Source organism: Nonomuraea sp. B5E05, assembly GCF_039880665.1.
Taxonomy (GTDB): domain Bacteria; phylum Actinomycetota; class Actinomycetes; order Streptosporangiales; family Streptosporangiaceae; genus Nonomuraea.
The window spans coordinates 12,563-30,462 of record NZ_JBDPMJ010000053.1; the positions used below are offsets into that span (position 1 = coordinate 12,563).

Genomic DNA, 17,900 nt, shown 5'->3' on the forward strand with positions numbered 1-17,900 from the left:
CGCCTTTTCTGCAGGACAGACCCCCTCATCAGGGGATGAACATGCCTTTCCTGGAAAGTTCATCTGAGCGTTGGAGTTCGTTCATCGTCGGCCCCGTACGGTGACGGCATGCGCGACGCGTACCATGAAGAACTTGATTCGCTGACCGACAAGCTGGTCGAGATGACCAGGCTCGTCCGCTCGGCCATCTCCCGCGCCACCACGGCGCTGCTCGACGCCGACCTCGCACTCGCCGAGAGCGTGATCTCCCGCGACGAGGAAGTGAACGCGACGTTCGCCGACATCGAGGCGTCGATCTTCGAGCTGATGGCCAGGCAGCAGCCGGTCGCGGTGGACCTGCGGATGGTCATCACGGCGCTGCGCATGGGCACCGACCTGGAGCGGATGGGCGACCTCGCCGTCCACGTCGCCAAGGTCGCCCGCCTGCGCCACCCCGACTCGGCGATCCCCGCGGAGACCCGCTCGACGATCGTGGAGATGGGACAGATCGCGGAGAACCTCGTCACCAAGGCCGGCAGCTGCGTGGCGTCCAGGGACGTGGAGTCGGCGCTGGAGCTGGAGCAGGACGACGACGCGATGGACCGGCTGCACCGGCGGTTGTTCAGGAACATCCTGGCCAAGGACTGGCCGCACGGGGTCGAGCCGGCGATCGACATCACCCTGATCGGGCGCTACTACGAGCGCTATGCGGACCACGCCGTCCGCGTGGCCGGGGACGTCGTCTATCTCGTTACGGGGTCGCGCCCGGGTTAGCCGACCCGGGCGGCGTCGCAGGAGCGCCGCCGCCCTCGGCCGGACAGGTCAGCGGCCCTGGTTGGCGACGGCTTCGATGGCCGCCTTGGCCGCCTCGGGGTCGAGGTAGCGGCCGCCCCGCACCGCCGGGTTGTAGTCGGCGTCGAGGTCGTAGACCAGCGGGATGCCCGTCGGGATGTTGAGGCCGGCGATCTCCTCGTCGCCGACGCCGTCGAGGTGCTTGACCAGGGCCCGCAGGGAGTTGCCATGGGCCGCCACCAGGACCGTGCGGCCGGCGGCGAGGTCGGGGACGATCTCGTCGTACCAGTAGGGGAGCATGCGCTCGACGACGTCCTTCAGGCACTCGGTGCGGGGCATGAGCTCCGAGGGGAGCAGGGCGTAGCGCGGGTCGCCGGCCTGGGAGAACTCGTCGTCGTCGGCGATCGGCGGCGGGGGCGTGTCGTAGGAGCGGCGCCAGAGCATGAACTGCTCCTCGCCGAACTCCTCCCTGGTCTGCGCCTTGTTCTTGCCCTGCAGGGCGCCGTAGTGGCGTTCGTTCAGCCGCCAGCTGCGCTTGACCGGGAGCCAGAGCAGGTCGGCCGCTCCCAGCGCCAGCTGGGCCGTCTGGATGGCCCTGGTCAGCAGGCTGGTGTGGACGACGTCCGGGCGGAGCCCGGCTTCCTGGAGGAGCTTGCCGCCCCGGCGTGCCTCGTCTTCGCCCTTGGCCGACAGGCTCACGTCCACCCAGCCGGTGAACAGGCCCTTCGCGTTCCAGTCACTCTCGCCGTGCCGTAGCAGCACCAAAGTCGCCATACGCCCAATCCTAGGGGCGCTCCGACCTGGCCGGGTCTGCGAAGCGGGCGAACGCCTGCAGGTTGGCCAGCGACTCGCCACGCTTGGCCCGCCACTCCCACTCGCGCCGGATCGACGAGGCGAAGCCCAGCTCGAGCGCCCGGTCGAACCAGTCGTCCGCGTAGGTCAGCACGCAGCCCAGCAGCCGGTCGATCTCGTCCTCGTCGACGGCGGCCAGAGGGACGCGGCCGACGAGGTGGACGTCGCCGACGGCGTCGAGGGAGAAGTGCACGCCGTACATCGTGCCGTTCTTGCCGAGCAGCCAGCGGTAGAACTCGGCGTGGTTCTCGTCGGGTCTGCGGCAGAAGAACGCCTCGACGTGCAGGACCGTCTCCCCGACGATCAGCCAGGTCATGGTGGCGAGCTTGTGCTGCCCGGGCAGTCTGACCAGGAACGCCCCGGGTCGCGGCTCGTCGTAGGTGACGTCCGCGGCCTTGAGCGCGGCTTCGACGACATCGCGCATGCAGCCCAGCATAGGCGGGCCAGAACAATGTACGGGTGCTAGAGGTTCACGGCCACGGGCGTCTTGTGCATATTCGCCACGGCGGCCGCATACACCTCCATGAGCCGTGAGGCGGTGGCCTGCCAGCCGAAGGCGGCGGCGTGGTCGCGGGCGCCCCGCGAGAGCTCGTCGCGGCGGCGCGGCGCGGCGATGAAGCGGCGCAGCGCCCCCGCCCAGACGGCCGGGTCGTGGCCGTTCACGAGCACGCCGGAGACGTCGTGGCGCACGGCGGTACGCAGCCCTCCCACGGCGGCGGCGGCCACGGGGGTGCCGCAGGCCTGGGACTCCAGGGCGACGAGGCCGAACGACTCGCTGTAGGAGGGCACCACCGTCACGGACGCGGCCCGGTACCAGTCGGCCAGCTCCTCCTGCGCGACCGGCGGCACGAGACGTACGATGTCGGAAATGCCCAGCTCGGCCGCCAACTCGGTGAGGACGGACGGGCGGGCCAGGCCGTTGCCGGAAGGGCCGCCCACGCAGGCGACCACCAGGCGGTCACGCAGCGACGGGTCGTCGATGAGCATCCTGGAGGCCGCGCGCAGCAGGACGTCGGGCGCCTTGAGCGGCTGGATCCTGCCGACGAACAGCAGCACGTGCGCGTTCTGCGGCAACCCCAGCCGGCGGCGGGCGGCGCCCTGCGAGGCGGGGCGGAAGACGGTGAGGTTGACGCCGGGGTTCACGACGGCGACGCGCTGCTCGGCGGCGCCGTACAGGTCCATGAGCTCGCGCGCCTCGTCGGCGGTGTTGGCCACCAGGCGGTCGGCGATCTCCACGACCTGTTCCTCGCCCACCACCCTGGCCTGGGGTTCCGGCTTGTCGCCCTGGGCGAGCAGCAGGTTCTTGACCTTGGCCATGGTGTGCATGGTGTGCACGAGGGGCACGCCCCAGCGTTCCTTGGCCAGCCAGCCGACCTGGCCGGACAGCCAGTAGTGGGAGTGGATGACGTCGTAGCGGCCGGGGTCGTACATGGCCTCGGTGCGCAGGACCTCCGACAGGAACGCGCAGAGCTGGCCGGGCAGGTCGCTCCTGTCCATCTCCTCGTACGGGCCCGCGGTGAGGTGACGGACGAGCACGCCCGGGGCGAGCTCGGCCACGGGCGGCAGGTCGCGGGCGGTGGCGCGGGTGAAGATCTCCACCTCCACGCCGGCCTGGGCCAGCCGTTTGGCGGATTCGACGATGTACACGTTCATGCCGCCGGCGTCGCCCGTGCCGGGCTGGTCCAGCGGCGACGTGTGCATGCTGATGGTCGCGACCCGGTGGACCCGTCGTCGCCTCACTCGACACCACCTCCGAACCAATGACAACCCACCAGATTTTTGCGACATTCCCGACACTTAGTCACAGTCGGGGTACAACTCCGGCAGGCCTGCCCGCCGCCGCGGATCAGCGGGGCTGGCAGGATGAGGGCATGCGCAGAACAGCCGTGGTGACGGGCGCCAGCAGCGGGATCGGGGAGGCGACCGCGCGCCGGCTCGCCGGCGAGGGCTACGACGTGGTGGCGGGCGCGAGGCGCCGCGACCGGCTGGACAAGCTGGCCGCCGAGGTCCCCTCGATCACGCCGGTGACGCTCGACGTGACCTGCCAGGAGTCGGTCGACGCGCTGGCGGGCGCGCTCGGCCGCTGCGACGTGCTGGTCAACAACGCCGGCGGCGCGCTCGGCCTCGAACCGGTGTCCGGGGCCCGGCTGGACGACTGGCAGCGGATGTACGACACGAACGTGCTCGGCTCCCTGCGCATGACCCAGGCGCTGCTGCCCCGGCTGATCGAGTCGGGGGACGGCGTGCTGGTCATGCTGACCTCGACGGCGGGCCTGGTGTCGTACGAGGGCGGGGGCGGCTACTGCGCGGCCAAGCACGCGCAGACGTCGATGGTCGAGACGCTCCGCCTCGAACTTGTCGGGCAGCCGGTGCGGATCGTCGAGATCGCGCCGGGCATGGTGCGGAGCGAGGGGTTCGCGGTCACCAGGTTCCGCGGCGACGAGGCGGCCGCGGCCCGCGTGTACGAAGGCGTGCCCGACCCGCTGACCTCCGACGACGTGGCCGACGCGATCGCATGGACCGTGACGCGCCCCGCCCACGTGAACGTCGACCGCATGGTCATCCGCCCCCGCGCCCAGGCGGCGCAGCACAGGATCCACCGCGTCAGTGGCTGAGGCCGCCCGCGCGGCGGCCGGCTGATGGGCAGGTCCCCCGCCCGCAGGCCGGTCGGGGCGATCACGAGGGGGACGACCGGGCACAACCGGCTGCGGCGCTCCGACCGCTGGGTCGCGGCCGTGCACGGCGGGCTGCTGCGGGCCGCGGGCCGGCCGCTGGTGGTCGACCTCGGCTACGGCGCCTCCCACACCACGACGCTGGAGTTGTTCAGGCGGTTACGCCAGGTGGTGCCGCGGGTCGAGGTGGTGGGCATCGAGATCGACCCGGCGCGGGTGGCGGTTGCGAAGCCGTACGAGCGGGAGGGGCTGACGTTCCGGCTGGGCGGCTTCGAGCTGCCCGTGTCGCGCCCGCCGACGCTGGTGCGGGCGTTCAACGTGCTCAGGCAGTACGAAGAGGCCGAGGCCTGGCGCTACTGGGACGTGCTCCGCGACGGGCTTGCTCCCGGCGGCGTCCTGGTCGAGGGCACGTCGTCGGAGAACGGGCGGCGCGCGGTCTGGGCCGGGGTGTCCAGGGAGGGGCCGGGGACGATCACTTTCTCCGCCCGGTTCGACGCCTTCGAACAGCCGTCCGACCTGGCCGACCGGCTGCCCAAGACCCTCATCCACCGGAACGTGCCGGGTGAGCGGATTCACGCGTTCCTGCGGGACTTCGACCACGCGTGGGCGGTGAGCGCGGCGTACGGGGCTCATGGGAGGCGGCAGCGGTGGCTGGCCGCCGTGCGCGTCCTGGCCGGGTCATGGCCGGTGCCCCTGCGGCCGCCGCTCGGCGGGCCCGCGCGGTGGCGGCTCGGCGAGCTGACCTTGCCGTGGTCGGCGGTCGATCCCCGCTAGAGCAGCGACGCGAACGCGGCGTAGGCCCTGTCGTCGAACAGCACGAACCGGACGTCCAGCACGGACGTCTCCGCCTGCCGCACGGTCTCCAGGGCGATCCGCGCCGCGTCGTCGACGGGCCAGCCGTAGATGCCGGTCGAGATGGCGGGGAAGGCCACCGAGCGCGCCCCGAGCGAGTCGGCCACGCGCAGCGACTCGTGGTGGCAGGAGGCCAGCAGCCCGGACCGGTCCTGCGACCGGGAGTGGACCGGCCCGACGGTGTGGATCACCCACCGCGCGGGCAGCCGGCCCGCGGTCGTGGCGACCGCCTGCCCCGTCGGCAGGCCCTTGCCGTAGTGGGAGGCGCGCAGCCGCCTGCACTCGTCCAGGATCTCCGGCCCGCCGCGGCGGTGGATGGCGCCGTCGACGCCCCCGCCGCCCATGAGGGAGGAGTTGGCGGCGTTCACCACGGCGTCGGCCTCCTGCTCGGTGATGTCGCCGAGAACCAGCGTGATCTCCATACGACCGAGGGTGTCACGCGATGGGCGGCCGCCGCCAACCGCACCCGCCGGACTGGCTGACCTCGGCGGGTATGGCCCTCGTCAAGTCCCGCCCCCCGCGGCCGACGTACCGCCGCCAGGAGAATCGCGCGGCCCCCGAATGCCAGCTCGACAGGTTGTAGAGCTAGTCTGAAGGGCGTGAAGGGTCTTGGCGAGCTTGAGCGCAGCATCATGGACATCCTCTGGGCGCAGAGCAGTGCACTGACCGCCCGCGAGGTCGGCAGGCTCATCGCCGACCGCGATCTCGCCCCCACGACGGTGATGACGGTGCTCGACCGGCTCACCCGCAAGGGCTTCCTCGAGCGCACCCGTGACGGCCGCGCGTGGAGATATCAGCCGGCGGAAAGCCGCGACGCGTACATCGCTGAGCTTATGCTGGAAGCATTGGACATGACGGGTGACCGATCGGCCGCCCTGACCCGTTTCGCCCAAGCTGTGTCGGGCACGGAGGCGGAGCTCCTGCGCAGAGTCCTCACGGAGCTGGAGGAAGAGTGATCACGGCAGCGGTGCTGGCGGCGCTCGCCACGGCGTGCGCGGTCGGCTCCTGGCGTTTCACCACCGCCCGCTGGACCTCCCGGGCTCCCCGGCTGGCCGTCATCGTCTGGCAGTCGCTCGGCGTGGCGTGGGGGCTGGCGACGACCGGCGCCATGCTCGCCTACGCCGTCCAGCCCTACGGCACGGGGGTGCTGCAGGGGCTGATCGCGTTCGGGCGGGGCGAGACGCCGCCGCAGGCGTGGGACGCGCTGCACGTGCTCGCCCTGATCGCGGGCCTCACCGCGCTGGCCGTGCTGGTGGTCGTGCTCATCACGGCGGGCGTGCAGGCGCTGCGGGCCCGCCGGCGCCACCGCATGCTGCTGGCGCTGATCTCCCGCGACGACCCAGGCGTGCCCGGCGTGCGGGTGCTCGACCATCCGGGCGCCGCCGCCTACTGCGTGCCGGGGCTGCGTTCGCAGGTCGTGGTCAGCGAGGGCGCGCTCAAGTTGCTGTCGGAGGACGAGCTGGCGGCCGTGCTGGCGCACGAGTCGGCGCACGTACGCGAGCGGCACGACCTGGTGCTGCTGCCCTTCGCCGCGCTGCGCAGGGCGATGCCCTGGTCGAAGGTGGTGGCCGACGCGCAGTCGCAGGTGGAGCTGCTCATCGAGATGGCCGCCGACGACCGGGCCCGCCGCTTCTGCTCGCCGCGCAGGCTGGCGACGGCACTGCTGCGGTTCGGCACGGCGGGCGCCATGCCGACGCCCCAGGGCATGCTCGGTGTGCACGCCCAGCACGTCATGGCGCGGGTCGACCGCCTGATCAAGCCGGGTCCCGAGCTGGCCACGCCGGCCCGCTACGGGTTCATCGCGCTCGCTGTGAGCTTGCTCACCGCCACGCCGTTCCTGTGGGTCATCCAGCTCTAGTGCTTGCTGGAGTTAATCACCGCGTTTGCAATTGCAAGCAGCGCGAGGCAGAATACAGGCATGGCACTACCCAAGGTCGGCTCGATCGGCGAGTACATCCGCGAGCAGCGGCAGCAGGCGAAGATCTCGCTTCGCCAGCTGGCTGAGGCGGCGGGGGTCTCCAACCCCTATCTCAGCCAGATCGAGCGCGGGTTGCGCAAGCCGAGCGCGGAGATTCTCAACCAGATCGCCAAGGGTCTGCGCATCTCCTCGCAGGCGCTCTACGTGCAGGCGGGCCTCATCGAGGACCGCGAGCCGCCGAGCGATGTGATCACCGCGATCAGGGCCGACCCGCTTCTCACCGAACGGCAACGCCAAGTGCTGATCGATATCTACGAGTCGTTCCGTAAGGAGGCGCCCGCCGGGGACGAGCAGACCTCCCAGAATGCTCATCCCCGGCGCGACGCCGAAACGGACGACGATCCGCTGCCCGAGGAGTTTCTCGCCGCTCTTGAGCCCTACGCGGCGCCCTCCGGCAACGGCAACGTCACCCAGGAAACCAAGGAAGGTTAACCCATGACGCTCGCCACCGAGGTCAAGAAGCTGACCGAGTCCAAGCCGTTCTACGCCGTCGCGGGTGTCGGCGACTACGCCGTCGAGAAGCTGCGCGAGCTGCCCGAGCAGCTGCAGAAGCTGCAGTCGCGCCGCTCCGAGTTCACCCAGGAGCTCCCGGTCAAGGCCCGCGCGTTCACCCAGGAGCTTCCTGTCAGGGCCCGCGAGGTCGCCGACAAGGCCGAGGGCCTGGCCAGAGAGCTGCCCGACAAGGCCCGCGGCTACGCCGACCAGCTGACGCACAAGGCCACCGAGGTCTACGACGACTTCGCCACGCGTGGCCGCAAGGTCGTCAGCAAGGCGTCCGGCGAGGCCGCACTCGAGCTCGAAGAGGTGTCGGAGGCCGCCGAGCCGGCCGTCGCCGAGCCCGTCAAGCCGGCCAGGAAGACCCGCACCACCAAGGCCAAGGCCTGACCCGGCGAAAGGCCCGCCTCCATGGCGAGGCGGGCCTTTCCTCTCTCGGGTGCCCGCGCGCCGGGGGCGCCTATTAGGCTGAAGCCGATTTCCTCGCGGCGTATAGGCGGAGCCAACGAATATGAATCTGATCAACGGTGTGTTCAACCTTCTCTTCCTGGTGCTCGCCGCCGTCATCTTCGGCATGTCGGTCTACGCGCTGGTGCACGCGCTGCGCGTTCCGACGAACGCGTTCGTCTCTGCGGGCAAACTGAAGAAGAACCTCTGGTTGCTGATCCTCGTGCTGGCGACGCTGTTCTCCGCAGGAGGAGCGTGGGGCTACTTCAACGACTTCATGATCGTCGGTGACAGGCAGTTCCTCGGCATCGGCATCGGCATCTTCTCCATCGCGGCCGTGATCGCGGCCACCGTCTACATCGTCGACGTGAAGCCGGCCGTCAAGGGCATGGGCGGCGGGCGCGGCGGCAACGGCCCCTACGGCCCCTGGTAGTCAGGCCAGCCGGGCCGCCAGCCAGGCGGCGATGCGCTCGTGCCCGGCGGCCGTGGGGTGCACACCGTCAGGCAGCACCGCCTCCGGCGGCCAGCGCGTGGCCATCGGGTCGAGGAAGGCCACGTCCTCGCGCCTGGCCACCTCCGCCAGGGCGTCGCGCACGGCGTACGCCTTCGGGGGTGCGCCGTCCATCCAGATGGGTCCGACCATGACGATCCTGGTGTCCGGCCAGTGCCCGCGCACGACGTCGAGCAGCCGCTCGGCGGCCCGCCCCACGCGCGCCGGGCCCCAGCGCCGGTCGTTGTGGCCGCCCGAGACGACCAGCACGTCGGGGGCCGGCCGCCACGACAGCTCCACCTCGAACGAACGCTGGAACGCACGCCCCACCCGCCCCTTGCTGAGATAGCCCGTGCCGCCCGCGCCCGCGATGACCGGCTGCCAGCCCAGCAGGCGCGCGGTCTGCGCCGCGTACGTCTTCCATCGCGGCACCGGACCCGACCCCACGGTGAAGCTGTCACCCACGAACATCACGACCGGCGTGGCCGGCCGCACGACGGGCGTGGCGGGCACCAGCGGCGGGGTGGCCTCCGCGCCGGCGTTGCACCCGCTCAGGAACGCCGTGCCGAGGCCCGCCAGCGCGACGACCCGTACGGCTCGGGAACGATGCGTCAGGCCGCGCATGACCACCTCTGAGGGTTAGGCTGCCGATATGACCCACGACCTCCACGGGCGGACGCAACGGCTCGAACTGTCAGACCAGGATCTTCGCGACTTCGAAGCCGTGGTGCTGGAGTCGTCGCCTGAGGGGATCGTGCTGAGCAGGTCGGCATTCTATCCAGGTGGGGGCGGCCAGCCGGCGGATCACGGAGTTCTGCTCTGGCAGGGGGTGGAGACCCGCATCGTCGGGGTGCGCAAGGGCGACGACCTCCACCTGATCCCGGCGGAGGGCGACCCCGTCCCGCCGGCCGGCACGGCGGTCAAGGCGGCGGTGGCCGACGAGCGCCGCTCTGCCCTCATGCGCACCCACTCGGGGCTGCACGTGTTGTGCGGGGTGGTGTTCCGTGACTACGGCTGCCTCGTCACCGGCGGCAACATGGACGAGTTGACCGCCCGGATGGACTTCAACCTGCCCGAGGTGCCTCCGGGGTTCAAGGAGGCCGTCGAAGACGCCTGCAACGCCGAGATCGTCGCCGACCGGCGCATCGACGTGCGCGTGCTCCCCCGCGCCGAGGCGTTCGCCATCCCCGACATCATCCGCACGGCCACCAACCTGGTGCCCGAGACCGTGCAGGACGTGCGGGTCGTCGACATCGTCGGCCTCGACACCCAGGCCGACGGCGGCACCCACGTGGCCTCCACCAAGCAGATCGGCCACATCAAGGTCGCCAAGATCGAGAGCAAGGGGCGCGGCTTCCGCCGCCTGCGCATCCAGATCTCCCGCTAGCCGATCCCCCCGCCGACCGAAACCCGCCGGCCGATCTCCCGCTCAGCCGATCTCCACGGCGAGGCCGTCGAGCAACCGGGCGAGCCCGAACTCGAAGAGCCGGTCGAGCTTCAGGTCGAAGTCGCCGCCCATCTCGGCCAGCGTGCCAAGGAAGGCGGCGGCGCTGCCGGACTCGGCGATCGCCAGCACGCGGGCCTCCTGCCCGCTCATCCACTCGTCGTCGGTCATCCCGGTGTCGGCCCGGGCCTGGAGCTCCATGTCGAGGTTGGCCGCGATGCCCCGGACGTAGCTGTGCAGCAGGACGACCACGTACATCCTGTTCGTGGCGTCGAGGCGGTCCCCCAGCCCTGCCAGGGCCCATTCGGTGTGGCGGAGCAGGGCGGGCGAGGGCAGCGGCCGGGTGAGCGGGGAGGTCCTGGCCATCCACGGGTGTTCGCGGAAGGCCGCCCACTGCAGGCGCGCGGACGTCTCCAGGCGGGCCCGCCAGCCGTCCGGGGCCTCCTCGGGCAGCGGGAACTCCCCGACCGCCCCGTCGATCATGAGCGTGAGCAGGTCGTCCTTGCCGCTCACGTGCCGGTAGAGCGACATCGTGGCCATGCCAAGACGGCCCGCGACGGCGCGCATGGTGAGCTCCGACAGCCCTTCTGCGTCGGCGATCTCTATGGCCGCGCGCACGATGCGCTCGCGCGTCACGTCGTGTCCCGGCAGCGCGGGCCGCTCCGCGCGTCCGGAACGTCCAGAAGGTCCGGAGGGCCGCTCACCGCGCGACTCGGCCCTCGCACGCCCGCGCGGCTCCGCCACGACCGTGCCGACCCGCGGCTCCGCGATCACCACCCCTTCCCGGGCCAGCAGGGCGAGCGCCTTTGAGGCGGTCGCCAGCGCCACCCCCCAGTCCCTGGCGAGTTGCCTGGTGGACGGCACCCGCTCTCCTGGACGCAGTTCGCCGTCGGCCACGCGCCGCTTGATGTCGGCCACGATGCGCGCGTAGGGAGGGGCGGTCATCGATCCTCCTGTCCTAGTACAGATCTTCCCATCTTAGCCTTGTGAGCAGCTGTATGTACTGCGTACATTCACATTGCGTACGTCGTTCAAGAACACAGGGGAGCACGGCATGAAGGTTCTGGTGTCCGGCGCGAGCATCGGCGGGCCCGTCCTCGCACACTGGTTGCGGCGGTACGGCTGCGACGTGACGGTCGTCGAGCGGGCACCCGCCCGCCGCAAGGGCGGTCAGGCGGTCGACCTCAGGGGCGCGGCCATCACCGTGATCGCGAAGATGGGCCTCCTCGACCAGGTCAAAGCCCGGAGGACGACCATGCGCGGCATGTCCATGGTCGACGGCGACGGCAACGAGATCACGCGCAGCACCGAGGGCACGCTCAGCGGCGGCAGCTTCGACGGCCCCGACGTCGAGATCATGCGCGACGACCTGAACGAGGTCCTCATCGGCGCCGCCGACGCCGCCTACCGCTACGGCGACTCGATCGCCGCCCTCGACCAGGACGCCCGGGGCGTGGACGTGACGTTCGAGAGCGGCGAGCAGGGCCGCTACGACCACGTGTTCGGCGCGGACGGCCTGCACTCCAACGTCAGGCGTCTGGTCTTCGGCGAGGAGTCGCGGTTCGTCCACCACCTCGGCACGTACATCTCCTTCTTCACCGCCGACAACTTCCTCGGCCTCGACCACTGGCAGACCTGGCACAACGAGGCCGGCATGGGAGCCGCGCTCTTCAACGACCACGACCCCGCCGTCATGCGGGTCGGCCTGGGCTTCACCGCCGGTCCGATCGCGTACGACCACCGGGACACCGAGCGGCAGAAGCAGCTCGTCGAGGAGCACTGCTCGGCCATGCGCTGGGAGGGGCCCCGGCTGCTGGAAGCCATGTGGAAGGCCGACGACTTCTATTTCGACGCGATGGCCCAGGTGAAGATGGAGCGCTGGTCGGCGGGGCGGGTCGCGCTCGTGGGCGACGCGGGCTACTGTCCCTCGCCGATGTCGGGGCAGGGCACGAGCCTGGCCGTCGTGGGGGCGTACGTGCTGGCTCAGGAGCTCGCCAGGAACCCTGAGACGGCCTGCGGCCGGTACGAGGAGCGCATGCGCCCGTTCGTCGCCCGGAATCAGGCACTCGCCCTGGAGAACCCCGGCCAGGGCGCCGCGCCGGAGAGCGTTCAGCGAGCGGCTACCAGCATCACGCTGGACTAACAGGTCCGAACCGATACGATTTGCCGCCATGACGGGTATCAGGCTCACGATGGCAGCCCTCGCGGCCACCGCTCTGACGTTGACCGCAGCCCCCGCCATGGCGGCGGAGGCCGGGATCACGGACGAGGTGACGATGACCCTCGGCAAGGACGGCACCCTGCACGTGGTCGAGAAGATCACGGGGGCGTCGGGGGGGCTCAAGCGCACGTTCATCACCAGGACCCGGTACGACGACGACAACGACCGGCTCTACCAGATCTCCAACGTCAAAGGCGGCACGTACGCCGACGGCGTGCTCACCGTGACGGGCGGGACGGTCGAGTACGACGTCAAGGGCGCGGTGACGCCCTCCGGCAACGTCGAGGAGCTGCGCTGGTTCGCGGTGAACGGCTGGAACCAGCAGGTCGCCAAGGCGACGGTCAAGGTGAGCGGCCCCGGCCAGGTGCAGAACCTGTCCTGCTTCGCCGGCGAGCTGACCTCGGCCATCGGCTGCACCTCGGCGTCCATGGACCACACGGCCACCCAGGCGGACTTCGAGCAGGAGAACATCGCGCCGGGCGACGCGCTCACCGTGGTCGTCGGATACCCGAAGGGCTCCAGCACCGGGACCCCCATCCTGGAGAAGCGGTTCTCGCTGGCCTCCGCGTTCACCCTCGACCTCGTCACCGGCGGCACCCTGGCCGCCCTGCTGGTCCTGCTGCTCGGCGGGTTCGGCCTGCTGTACTGGACGCGGGGCAGGGACGCCAGGGTCGTCGACCACGAGAAGGACTCCGTCAATCCGGTGCAGAACGGTCACTTCGCGCCGCCGGACGGGGTGCGTCCCGGCCAGATCGGCACGCTCGTCGACGAGCAGGCCGACGTGGTCGACGTGACGGCCACCATCGTGGACCTGGCAGTCCGCGGCTACCTGCGCATCGACGAGCAGCCGCGCCAGACGTACGACGCGCCCGACTGGATGCTCGTCAGGCTGCCCAGCGCGCCCGTCAACGCGCTCCTGCCGTACGAGCGGGCGCTCTACGACGCCATTTTCGACGGCCGTGACGCGGTGCTGCTGTCCCAGATGTCCGGCTCGTTCACCAGCCACCTGGGCGAGGTGCGCGACGCGCTCTACGCGGACGTGGTCGAGCAGGGCTGGTTCGCCCGCCGCCCCGACACCGAGCGCACTAAGTGGACGACCATCGGCGTGGTGCTCATCGGCGCCGGCCTGCTGTCCACGGTGGCACTGGCCTGGTTCACGACGTACGGGCTGCTCGGCCTGGCACTGATCATCGCGGGCGGCGCGCTGGCCGTCGGCGGCCAGTACATGCCGGCCAAGACCGCCAAGGGCTCGGCGGCCCTCGCGCACACCATGGGCTTTCGCGAATATCTCTTCTCCGGCGAACTGGGCGACGTGCCCGAACAGCACAGGGTGGAGCTGTTCTCCCGCTATCTCCCCTATGCCGTGATCTTCGACGGGGTGGAGCACTGGTCGCGCGTGGTGGCCTCGGTCACCGGCAACGGCCACCAGTCGGACAACCTCTACTGGTATCACGGCCCCGCCGAGTGGGACCTGTCCAAGTTCGCCGGCTCGATGCGCACGTTCACCACGACGACCTCCGGCGCCATCTCCGCCAGCCGCCAGTTCCGCACACTCTGACGCGGGCTCACCCCCCACGCCCTGCCGCCGTACCGCTGTGCCGCACCGGACGCCCCGCGCGCCTCAGCGCAGGCGGACCCGCAGCTCGCCGACCGGGCGGCCGCCGCCGAGCACCGCTGGGGCGCCCAGCTCGGCCAGGCCGGGCGCGTCGAACCCGAGAGAGCGCAGGGCCGCCACGGTGACGGCGACGCGGGCGCGCTGCGAACCGTCCTCGACCTTGACGGTGCCCGCCCGCCCGTCCTCGAACACGAACGCGTCGAACGCCTCCGCCCCCGCCTTCACCATGAGCCCGGGCAGCGCCCGCATGAGCGTGGCCTCGGGGCGGCCGGTGCCGGAGGTCCACTCAGGGTGGGTGCGCATCGCGTCGAAGATCTTACGTTCGTACGAGTCGGGCGAGGACAGCGCGTACGCGCGGAACGCCTTGACCACCCCCAGCATCGACACGTAGTGCAGCGGCGCCCCGCACCCGTCCACGCCGGTGGCCGCGATCCGCTCCCCGGTCAGCTCCTCGACCGTCTCGCGGATCGTACGCTGCAGCGGGTGCCCGGGCTCCAGGTAGGTCTCCGTCGGCCAGCCGTTCGCCACGCAGGTGGCCAGCATGGCGGCGTGCTTGCCCGAGCAGTTCATGTGGACGCGGCTCCGCTCGGTCACCGTCCTGTCGAACGGATGGTCCTCGGGGCAGCGCAGGGCCGTCTCCTCGAGCCCCGCCCCGGCGAGGATCTTCATGACGCCGTCGACGTGGAAGGGCTCGCCCGAGTGGGAGGCGCAGGCCAGCGCGAGCAGCTCGTCTTCCAGCTCCAGGCCCGCGCGGAGCATGCCGAGCGCCTGCAGCGGCTTCAACGACGAGCGCGGCGAGGCCGGAACGTGCACCGCGCCGCGCGTCTCGATCAGGCGCCCTTCGGCGTCCACGGTCAGCATGCGCGCCTGGTGCGTGGACTCCACGAACCCCGACCGGACGACTTCCACAACCACCGACATGTCGCGACCCCTTTCGGGACGAGTCTACGGACGGTTCTTCCTGGTCCAGAATGGATGTCCATGCGAGCAGTCGTACAACGAGTGAGTTCGGCATCGGTCGAGGTCGACGGGCGGACGGTGGGGGCGGTCGCCGAGCCGGGCCTGCTCGTCCTGGTGGGCGTCACCCACACCGACACGCACGCCGAGGCGGCCAGGCTCGCCGCCAAGCTGTGGGGCCTGCGCATCCTGCACGGCGAGAAGTCCTGCTCCGACGTGTCGGCGCCGCTCCTGGTGATCAGCCAGTTCACGCTGTACGGCGACGCGCGCAAGGGCCGGCGGCCCACCTGGCAGGCCGCGGCCCCAGGACCGGTCGCCGAGCCGCTGGTGGAGGCCGTCGTCGCCGAGCTGCGCGCGCTGGGCGCCCGCGTGGAGACGGGGATCTTCGGCGCCGACATGAAGGTGTCGCTCGTCAACGACGGCCCGATCACGCTCGTGCTGGAGGTCTGAGACCTCAGCCGCCGGAGCGGCGGACCCGCTGAGGTCCGGGGGTCAGCGGATCCGGCGGCGCAGCGACGGGTCGATGCTGACGTTGCGGCCCGCGTCAGGCGGCACGATGACCTCCTGCGTGGCGGCCACCCCGCCGGCCAGCAGCGGCGCGTCCACCGGCACGGTGCGTTTGACCACAGCCAGCGCGATCGGGCCCAGCTCGTGGTGGCGCGCCGCCGTGCCGACCACGCCGATCTCCTGGCTCTCGAAGATCACCGGGGCTCCGTGCGGGGGCAGCGTGTCGACGCTGCCGTCGAGGTGGAGGAAGACCAGGCGGCGCGGCGGATGCCCCAGGTTGTGCACGCGTGCCACGGTCTCCTGGCCGCGGTAGCAGCCCTTGGTCAGGTGGACGGCCGCGCCGATCCAGCCCACCTCGTGGGGGATGGTCTTGTGGTCGGTCTCGAACCCCAGCCGCGGCCGGCCCGCCTCGATCCTGAGCGCCTCATAGGCCCACAATCCGGCCACCGGCCTGCCCAGGTGCTCGGGCAGCTCGGCCCGCGGCACCAGGAAGTCCTCGTCGGCCGTGGACAGCACGGCCAGGTCGTCGACCCGCGACACCTCGACGCGCAGCATGAACCGCATCCGGTCGAGATAGTCGATCAGGCTCTGGGCGGTGCCCGGGTCGACGTGGGCCAGCACGCTCTCGCCGTCGTCGACGAGCGTCAGGTGGTGCTGGACGCGGCCCTGCAGGTCGAGGTCGAGCGTCTGGGTCCACTCGCCGGGGGTCAGCGCGTCGAGCTTCTGCGAGGTCAGGTCGTTGAGCCATTTCAGCCGGTCGGCGCCCGAGACACGGATCACCTCGCGGTTGCTGCGGTCGACGACCGCCTCGCCCTTGGCCAGCGCGCGCTGCTCGGCGAACAGGTCGCCGTAGTGGGCGGCTACGTCGGAGTCCGGGGCGTCGGCGGCGACGGCCCCGGGAAGGTCGAGCAGAGGGCTACGCATGCCCTCCAGGCTATCGGCAGTTGCGGCAGCGCCCGAAGACGGTCAGGTGGTGCACGTCGGCGACGAACCCGAGCTCTTCGTCCAGGCCCTTGACCAGCCCCTCGGCCATCTCGGGACGCACCTCGATCACCTCGTCGCAGCCCCGGCACACCAGGTGCACGTGGTCGGCCTCGGCGGCCAGATGGTAGGTCGGCGCGCCGTGGCCGAGATGGGTGTGGGTGACCAGGCCGAGCTCTTCGAGCAGCTCCAGCGTGCGGTAGACCGTCGAGATGTTGACGCCGCGGGCCGTTTCACGGACCTTGACGCAGATCTCCTCCGGCGTGGCGTGCATCAGCTCCTTGATCGCCTCGAGGACGAGCTGGCGCTGGGGAGTCACCCGGTAGCCCTTGGCGCGGAGTTGCTCGTGCCACTGCGTCTCCGTCATGTCCCGAGTGTAAGGCGCGTGGCCGTGAGCTGCCGGCGGACGGCCGGACGAGGCCGGGCCGATATTCGCTTGCCCCTTCTGAGCCGGAGCGCATAGCTTCGTTGGTACGCGGAAAGGAGGTGGTCCGAACAATGGTGATTCATAGTTGGACTAGCGAGGTGGTTGTCCGCTAGCGCTGCGGACTCGTTGTCTCGTGGCGTTCGCGAATACGAGGCAACCACCGGGGCCCCTGGCAGCCGGAGGGCGGGATGTCATCCCGACCATGGTCCATCCGGCCCGCCTGCTCGGCAGGCGGAGCGTCGCCCGGGGCCCTCTTCATGTCCGGACCCGGTTCGCCCGGGTCAGTGCTGCCCCCGGGCCGGGATGCCCAGCTTGTCGCACGCGTCGCGATAGAGGCGTACGACGGCCATGCGCACCTGGGAGCGCTCGGTCAGCGTCTCGCCCCACGGCACCCGCACCCGCTCGCCGCCGTCCACGGTGAACTCGATGCCCTCGGCGTCGACGTCGCTCGTCAAGGCGGTGGTCGCCTCCGGCCGGCCCGCGAGCCCGCGTACGATGATCAGCGCGTCGTCGGGATGGTCGTCGTTCATGTGGCTTTTGATCGCCTGAACGGCGGCGGGAGTGAATGGCGTGCTCATCGCCTCAAGCTACCTTCTTCAGCTCGGCCGACATGTGGTCCGTGAGCGGGTGTCCGACGGCGGCCATCTCGTAAGCCCACATGAGGTTGCCGTTGACGAGCCCGTAGAGCCGGTGACCCGCGGTGTACTCCTTCGCCGAGGAGGTGCGCGCGACCACGTCGGTGTACAGCTCGATCTTGTTGAAGACGACCTCGCCGAGGTAGATCTCGACGATGCCGGTGGGGTGCGACAGCACCACCTCGACCTGCCTGTCGGGCTGCGGCCGCCAGTATCCCGACTCCGTGGCCAGCGGTCTGACCCGGTCGCCCGCGTCGTCGAGCAGCCACGTGCGGCTCACGTACGTCAGGAACGGCTTGCCGTTGTGCCCGAACTCGATCTCCTGCCCGAAGTTGAAGCTCTCGATCGTCGGATAGCCGCCCACGCCGGCGCCTTCCCACCGCCCCAGCAGGAACGCGATCGGCTCCAGGTCGGGGTGCACCTCAGGTTCTTCCATTGGTAGTCAGGGGCGCGGTGCCGTGAAGGCCCGGTTCCCCATCCCCCTTTCAATTCCGTACGTGCGGTTTTCCCGCATACGGCTTACCGATGATCTTCTTGACATGGTTACGCTGCCTTC

Annotated in this window: 23 protein-coding genes; 12 read left to right on the forward strand and 11 right to left on the reverse strand. The window is 70.8% G+C overall.

The window, feature by feature from the left end:
- Window positions 1-108: 108 nt before the first annotated feature.
- Entirely contained in the window at window positions 109-753 is a 645-nt protein-coding gene (gene phoU, locus ABGB01_RS44445) for a phosphate signaling complex protein PhoU (protein WP_347780247.1), read from the forward strand.
- A gap of 48 nt (window positions 754-801) precedes the next feature.
- Here the strand turns inward: phoU and ABGB01_RS44450 are convergent, their stop codons facing one another.
- From ABGB01_RS44450 to mshA, 3 genes are read right to left on the reverse strand one after another with little or no spacing between them, the layout of a single operon-like run.
- Window positions 802-1,545, reverse strand: coding sequence for a phosphoglyceromutase (locus ABGB01_RS44450; protein WP_347780248.1), 744 nt, complete (start codon window positions 1,543-1,545; stop codon window positions 802-804).
- A gap of 10 nt (window positions 1,546-1,555) precedes the next feature.
- Window positions 1,556-2,047, reverse strand: a complete 492-nt coding sequence (locus tag ABGB01_RS44455; protein ID WP_347780249.1) for a YbjN domain-containing protein — start codon at window positions 2,045-2,047, stop codon at window positions 1,556-1,558.
- A gap of 38 nt (window positions 2,048-2,085) precedes the next feature.
- On the reverse strand, window positions 2,086-3,324 hold the full coding sequence (mshA, locus tag ABGB01_RS44460; RefSeq protein ID WP_347780275.1) for a D-inositol-3-phosphate glycosyltransferase: 1,239 nt from the start codon (window positions 3,322-3,324) through the stop codon (window positions 2,086-2,088).
- Window positions 3,325-3,494: 170 nt separating this feature from the next.
- Between mshA and ABGB01_RS44465 the strand changes: the two genes are divergently transcribed.
- Together ABGB01_RS44465 and ABGB01_RS44470 are read left to right on the forward strand one after the other, a co-directional pair.
- Window positions 3,495-4,238 (forward strand): SDR family NAD(P)-dependent oxidoreductase, encoded by a 744-nt coding sequence (locus tag ABGB01_RS44465; protein ID WP_347780251.1) that lies wholly within the window; start codon window positions 3,495-3,497, stop codon window positions 4,236-4,238.
- 24 nt (window positions 4,239-4,262) lie between these two features.
- Window positions 4,263-5,069 carry a class I SAM-dependent methyltransferase gene (locus ABGB01_RS44470; protein WP_347780252.1) on the forward strand — a complete coding sequence of 269 codons (807 nt, stop codon included), beginning with the start codon at window positions 4,263-4,265 and terminating at the stop codon, window positions 5,067-5,069.
- Here the strand turns inward: ABGB01_RS44470 and ABGB01_RS44475 are convergent.
- The gene (locus tag ABGB01_RS44475; RefSeq protein ID WP_347780254.1) at window positions 5,066-5,569 is read right to left on the reverse strand and encodes an O-acetyl-ADP-ribose deacetylase; all 504 of its coding nucleotides are present in this window, start codon (window positions 5,567-5,569) and stop codon (window positions 5,066-5,068) included. The two genes, ABGB01_RS44470 and ABGB01_RS44475, sit on opposite strands and share 4 nt — an antisense overlap.
- Before the next feature lie 177 nt (window positions 5,570-5,746).
- On the opposite strand from ABGB01_RS44475, the gene ABGB01_RS44480 reads away from it, so the two are divergent.
- From ABGB01_RS44480 to ABGB01_RS44500, 5 genes are all read left to right on the forward strand, one after another.
- Window positions 5,747-6,103 carry a BlaI/MecI/CopY family transcriptional regulator gene (locus ABGB01_RS44480; protein WP_132516909.1) on the forward strand — a complete coding sequence of 119 codons (357 nt, stop codon included), beginning with the start codon at window positions 5,747-5,749 and terminating at the stop codon, window positions 6,101-6,103.
- On the forward strand, window positions 6,100-7,005 hold the full coding sequence (locus ABGB01_RS44485; RefSeq protein ID WP_347780256.1) for a M56 family metallopeptidase: 906 nt from the start codon (window positions 6,100-6,102) through the stop codon (window positions 7,003-7,005). Before ABGB01_RS44480 ends, ABGB01_RS44485 begins: the two co-directional genes overlap by 4 nt.
- 60 nt (window positions 7,006-7,065) lie before the next feature.
- Window positions 7,066-7,557 (forward strand): helix-turn-helix transcriptional regulator, encoded by a 492-nt coding sequence (locus ABGB01_RS44490; protein WP_347616917.1) that lies wholly within the window; start codon window positions 7,066-7,068, stop codon window positions 7,555-7,557.
- Window positions 7,558-7,560: 3 nt separating this feature from the next.
- A complete protein-coding gene (locus ABGB01_RS44495; protein WP_347780258.1) occupies window positions 7,561-8,010 on the forward strand; it encodes a hypothetical protein in 450 nt (149 codons plus the stop codon).
- Between the two features lie 121 nt (window positions 8,011-8,131).
- Window positions 8,132-8,500, forward strand: coding sequence for a DUF2516 family protein (locus ABGB01_RS44500; protein ID WP_347616919.1), 369 nt, complete (start codon window positions 8,132-8,134; stop codon window positions 8,498-8,500).
- Here the strand turns inward: ABGB01_RS44500 and ABGB01_RS44505 are convergent, their stop codons facing one another.
- Window positions 8,501-9,181: an SGNH/GDSL hydrolase family protein gene (locus ABGB01_RS44505; protein ID WP_347780260.1), complete on the reverse strand. Its 681-nt coding sequence runs from the start codon at window positions 9,179-9,181 to the stop codon at window positions 8,501-8,503.
- Between the two features lie 28 nt (window positions 9,182-9,209).
- Between ABGB01_RS44505 and ABGB01_RS44510 the strand changes: the two genes are divergently transcribed.
- Window positions 9,210-9,944 (forward strand): alanyl-tRNA editing protein, encoded by a 735-nt coding sequence (locus ABGB01_RS44510; protein WP_347616921.1) that lies wholly within the window; start codon window positions 9,210-9,212, stop codon window positions 9,942-9,944.
- A 42-nt stretch (window positions 9,945-9,986) separates the two neighbouring features.
- Here the strand turns inward: ABGB01_RS44510 and ABGB01_RS44515 are convergent, their stop codons facing one another.
- Window positions 9,987-10,946 (reverse strand): GntR family transcriptional regulator, encoded by a 960-nt coding sequence (locus tag ABGB01_RS44515; protein ID WP_347780261.1) that lies wholly within the window; start codon window positions 10,944-10,946, stop codon window positions 9,987-9,989.
- A gap of 109 nt (window positions 10,947-11,055) precedes the next feature.
- On the opposite strand from ABGB01_RS44515, the gene ABGB01_RS44520 reads away from it, so the two are divergent.
- Window positions 11,056-12,144: an FAD-dependent monooxygenase gene (locus tag ABGB01_RS44520; protein WP_347780262.1), complete on the forward strand. Its 1,089-nt coding sequence runs from the start codon at window positions 11,056-11,058 to the stop codon at window positions 12,142-12,144.
- Window positions 12,145-12,172: 28 nt separating this feature from the next.
- Window positions 12,173-13,780 carry a DUF2207 domain-containing protein gene (locus ABGB01_RS44525; protein WP_347780264.1) on the forward strand — a complete coding sequence of 536 codons (1,608 nt, stop codon included), beginning with the start codon at window positions 12,173-12,175 and terminating at the stop codon, window positions 13,778-13,780.
- A gap of 63 nt (window positions 13,781-13,843) precedes the next feature.
- Here the strand turns inward: ABGB01_RS44525 and ABGB01_RS44530 are convergent, their stop codons facing one another.
- Entirely contained in the window at window positions 13,844-14,758 is a 915-nt protein-coding gene (locus ABGB01_RS44530; RefSeq protein ID WP_347780266.1) for an asparaginase, read from the reverse strand.
- A gap of 60 nt (window positions 14,759-14,818) precedes the next feature.
- On the opposite strand from ABGB01_RS44530, the gene dtd reads away from it, so the two are divergent.
- Window positions 14,819-15,244, forward strand: a complete 426-nt coding sequence (dtd, locus tag ABGB01_RS44535; RefSeq protein ID WP_347780268.1) for a D-aminoacyl-tRNA deacylase — start codon at window positions 14,819-14,821, stop codon at window positions 15,242-15,244.
- A 42-nt stretch (window positions 15,245-15,286) separates the two neighbouring features.
- Here the strand turns inward: dtd and ABGB01_RS44540 are convergent, their stop codons facing one another.
- The 4 genes from ABGB01_RS44540 to ABGB01_RS44555 all read right to left on the reverse strand — a co-directional run bounded on the left by ABGB01_RS44540 (window position 15,287) and on the right by ABGB01_RS44555 (window position 17,780).
- Window positions 15,287-16,225, reverse strand: a complete 939-nt coding sequence (locus ABGB01_RS44540; RefSeq protein ID WP_347780269.1) for a folate-binding protein — start codon at window positions 16,223-16,225, stop codon at window positions 15,287-15,289.
- Window positions 16,226-16,235: 10 nt separating this feature from the next.
- Window positions 16,236-16,649, reverse strand: a complete 414-nt coding sequence (locus ABGB01_RS44545) for a Fur family transcriptional regulator (RefSeq protein WP_347616928.1) — start codon at window positions 16,647-16,649, stop codon at window positions 16,236-16,238.
- A 341-nt stretch (window positions 16,650-16,990) separates the two neighbouring features.
- Entirely contained in the window at window positions 16,991-17,287 is a 297-nt protein-coding gene (locus ABGB01_RS44550) for a DUF2470 domain-containing protein (protein WP_347780270.1), read from the reverse strand.
- 4 nt (window positions 17,288-17,291) lie between these two features.
- Window positions 17,292-17,780, reverse strand: a complete 489-nt coding sequence (locus tag ABGB01_RS44555; protein WP_347780272.1) for an FABP family protein — start codon at window positions 17,778-17,780, stop codon at window positions 17,292-17,294.
- Window positions 17,781-17,900: the final 120 nt, after the last annotated feature.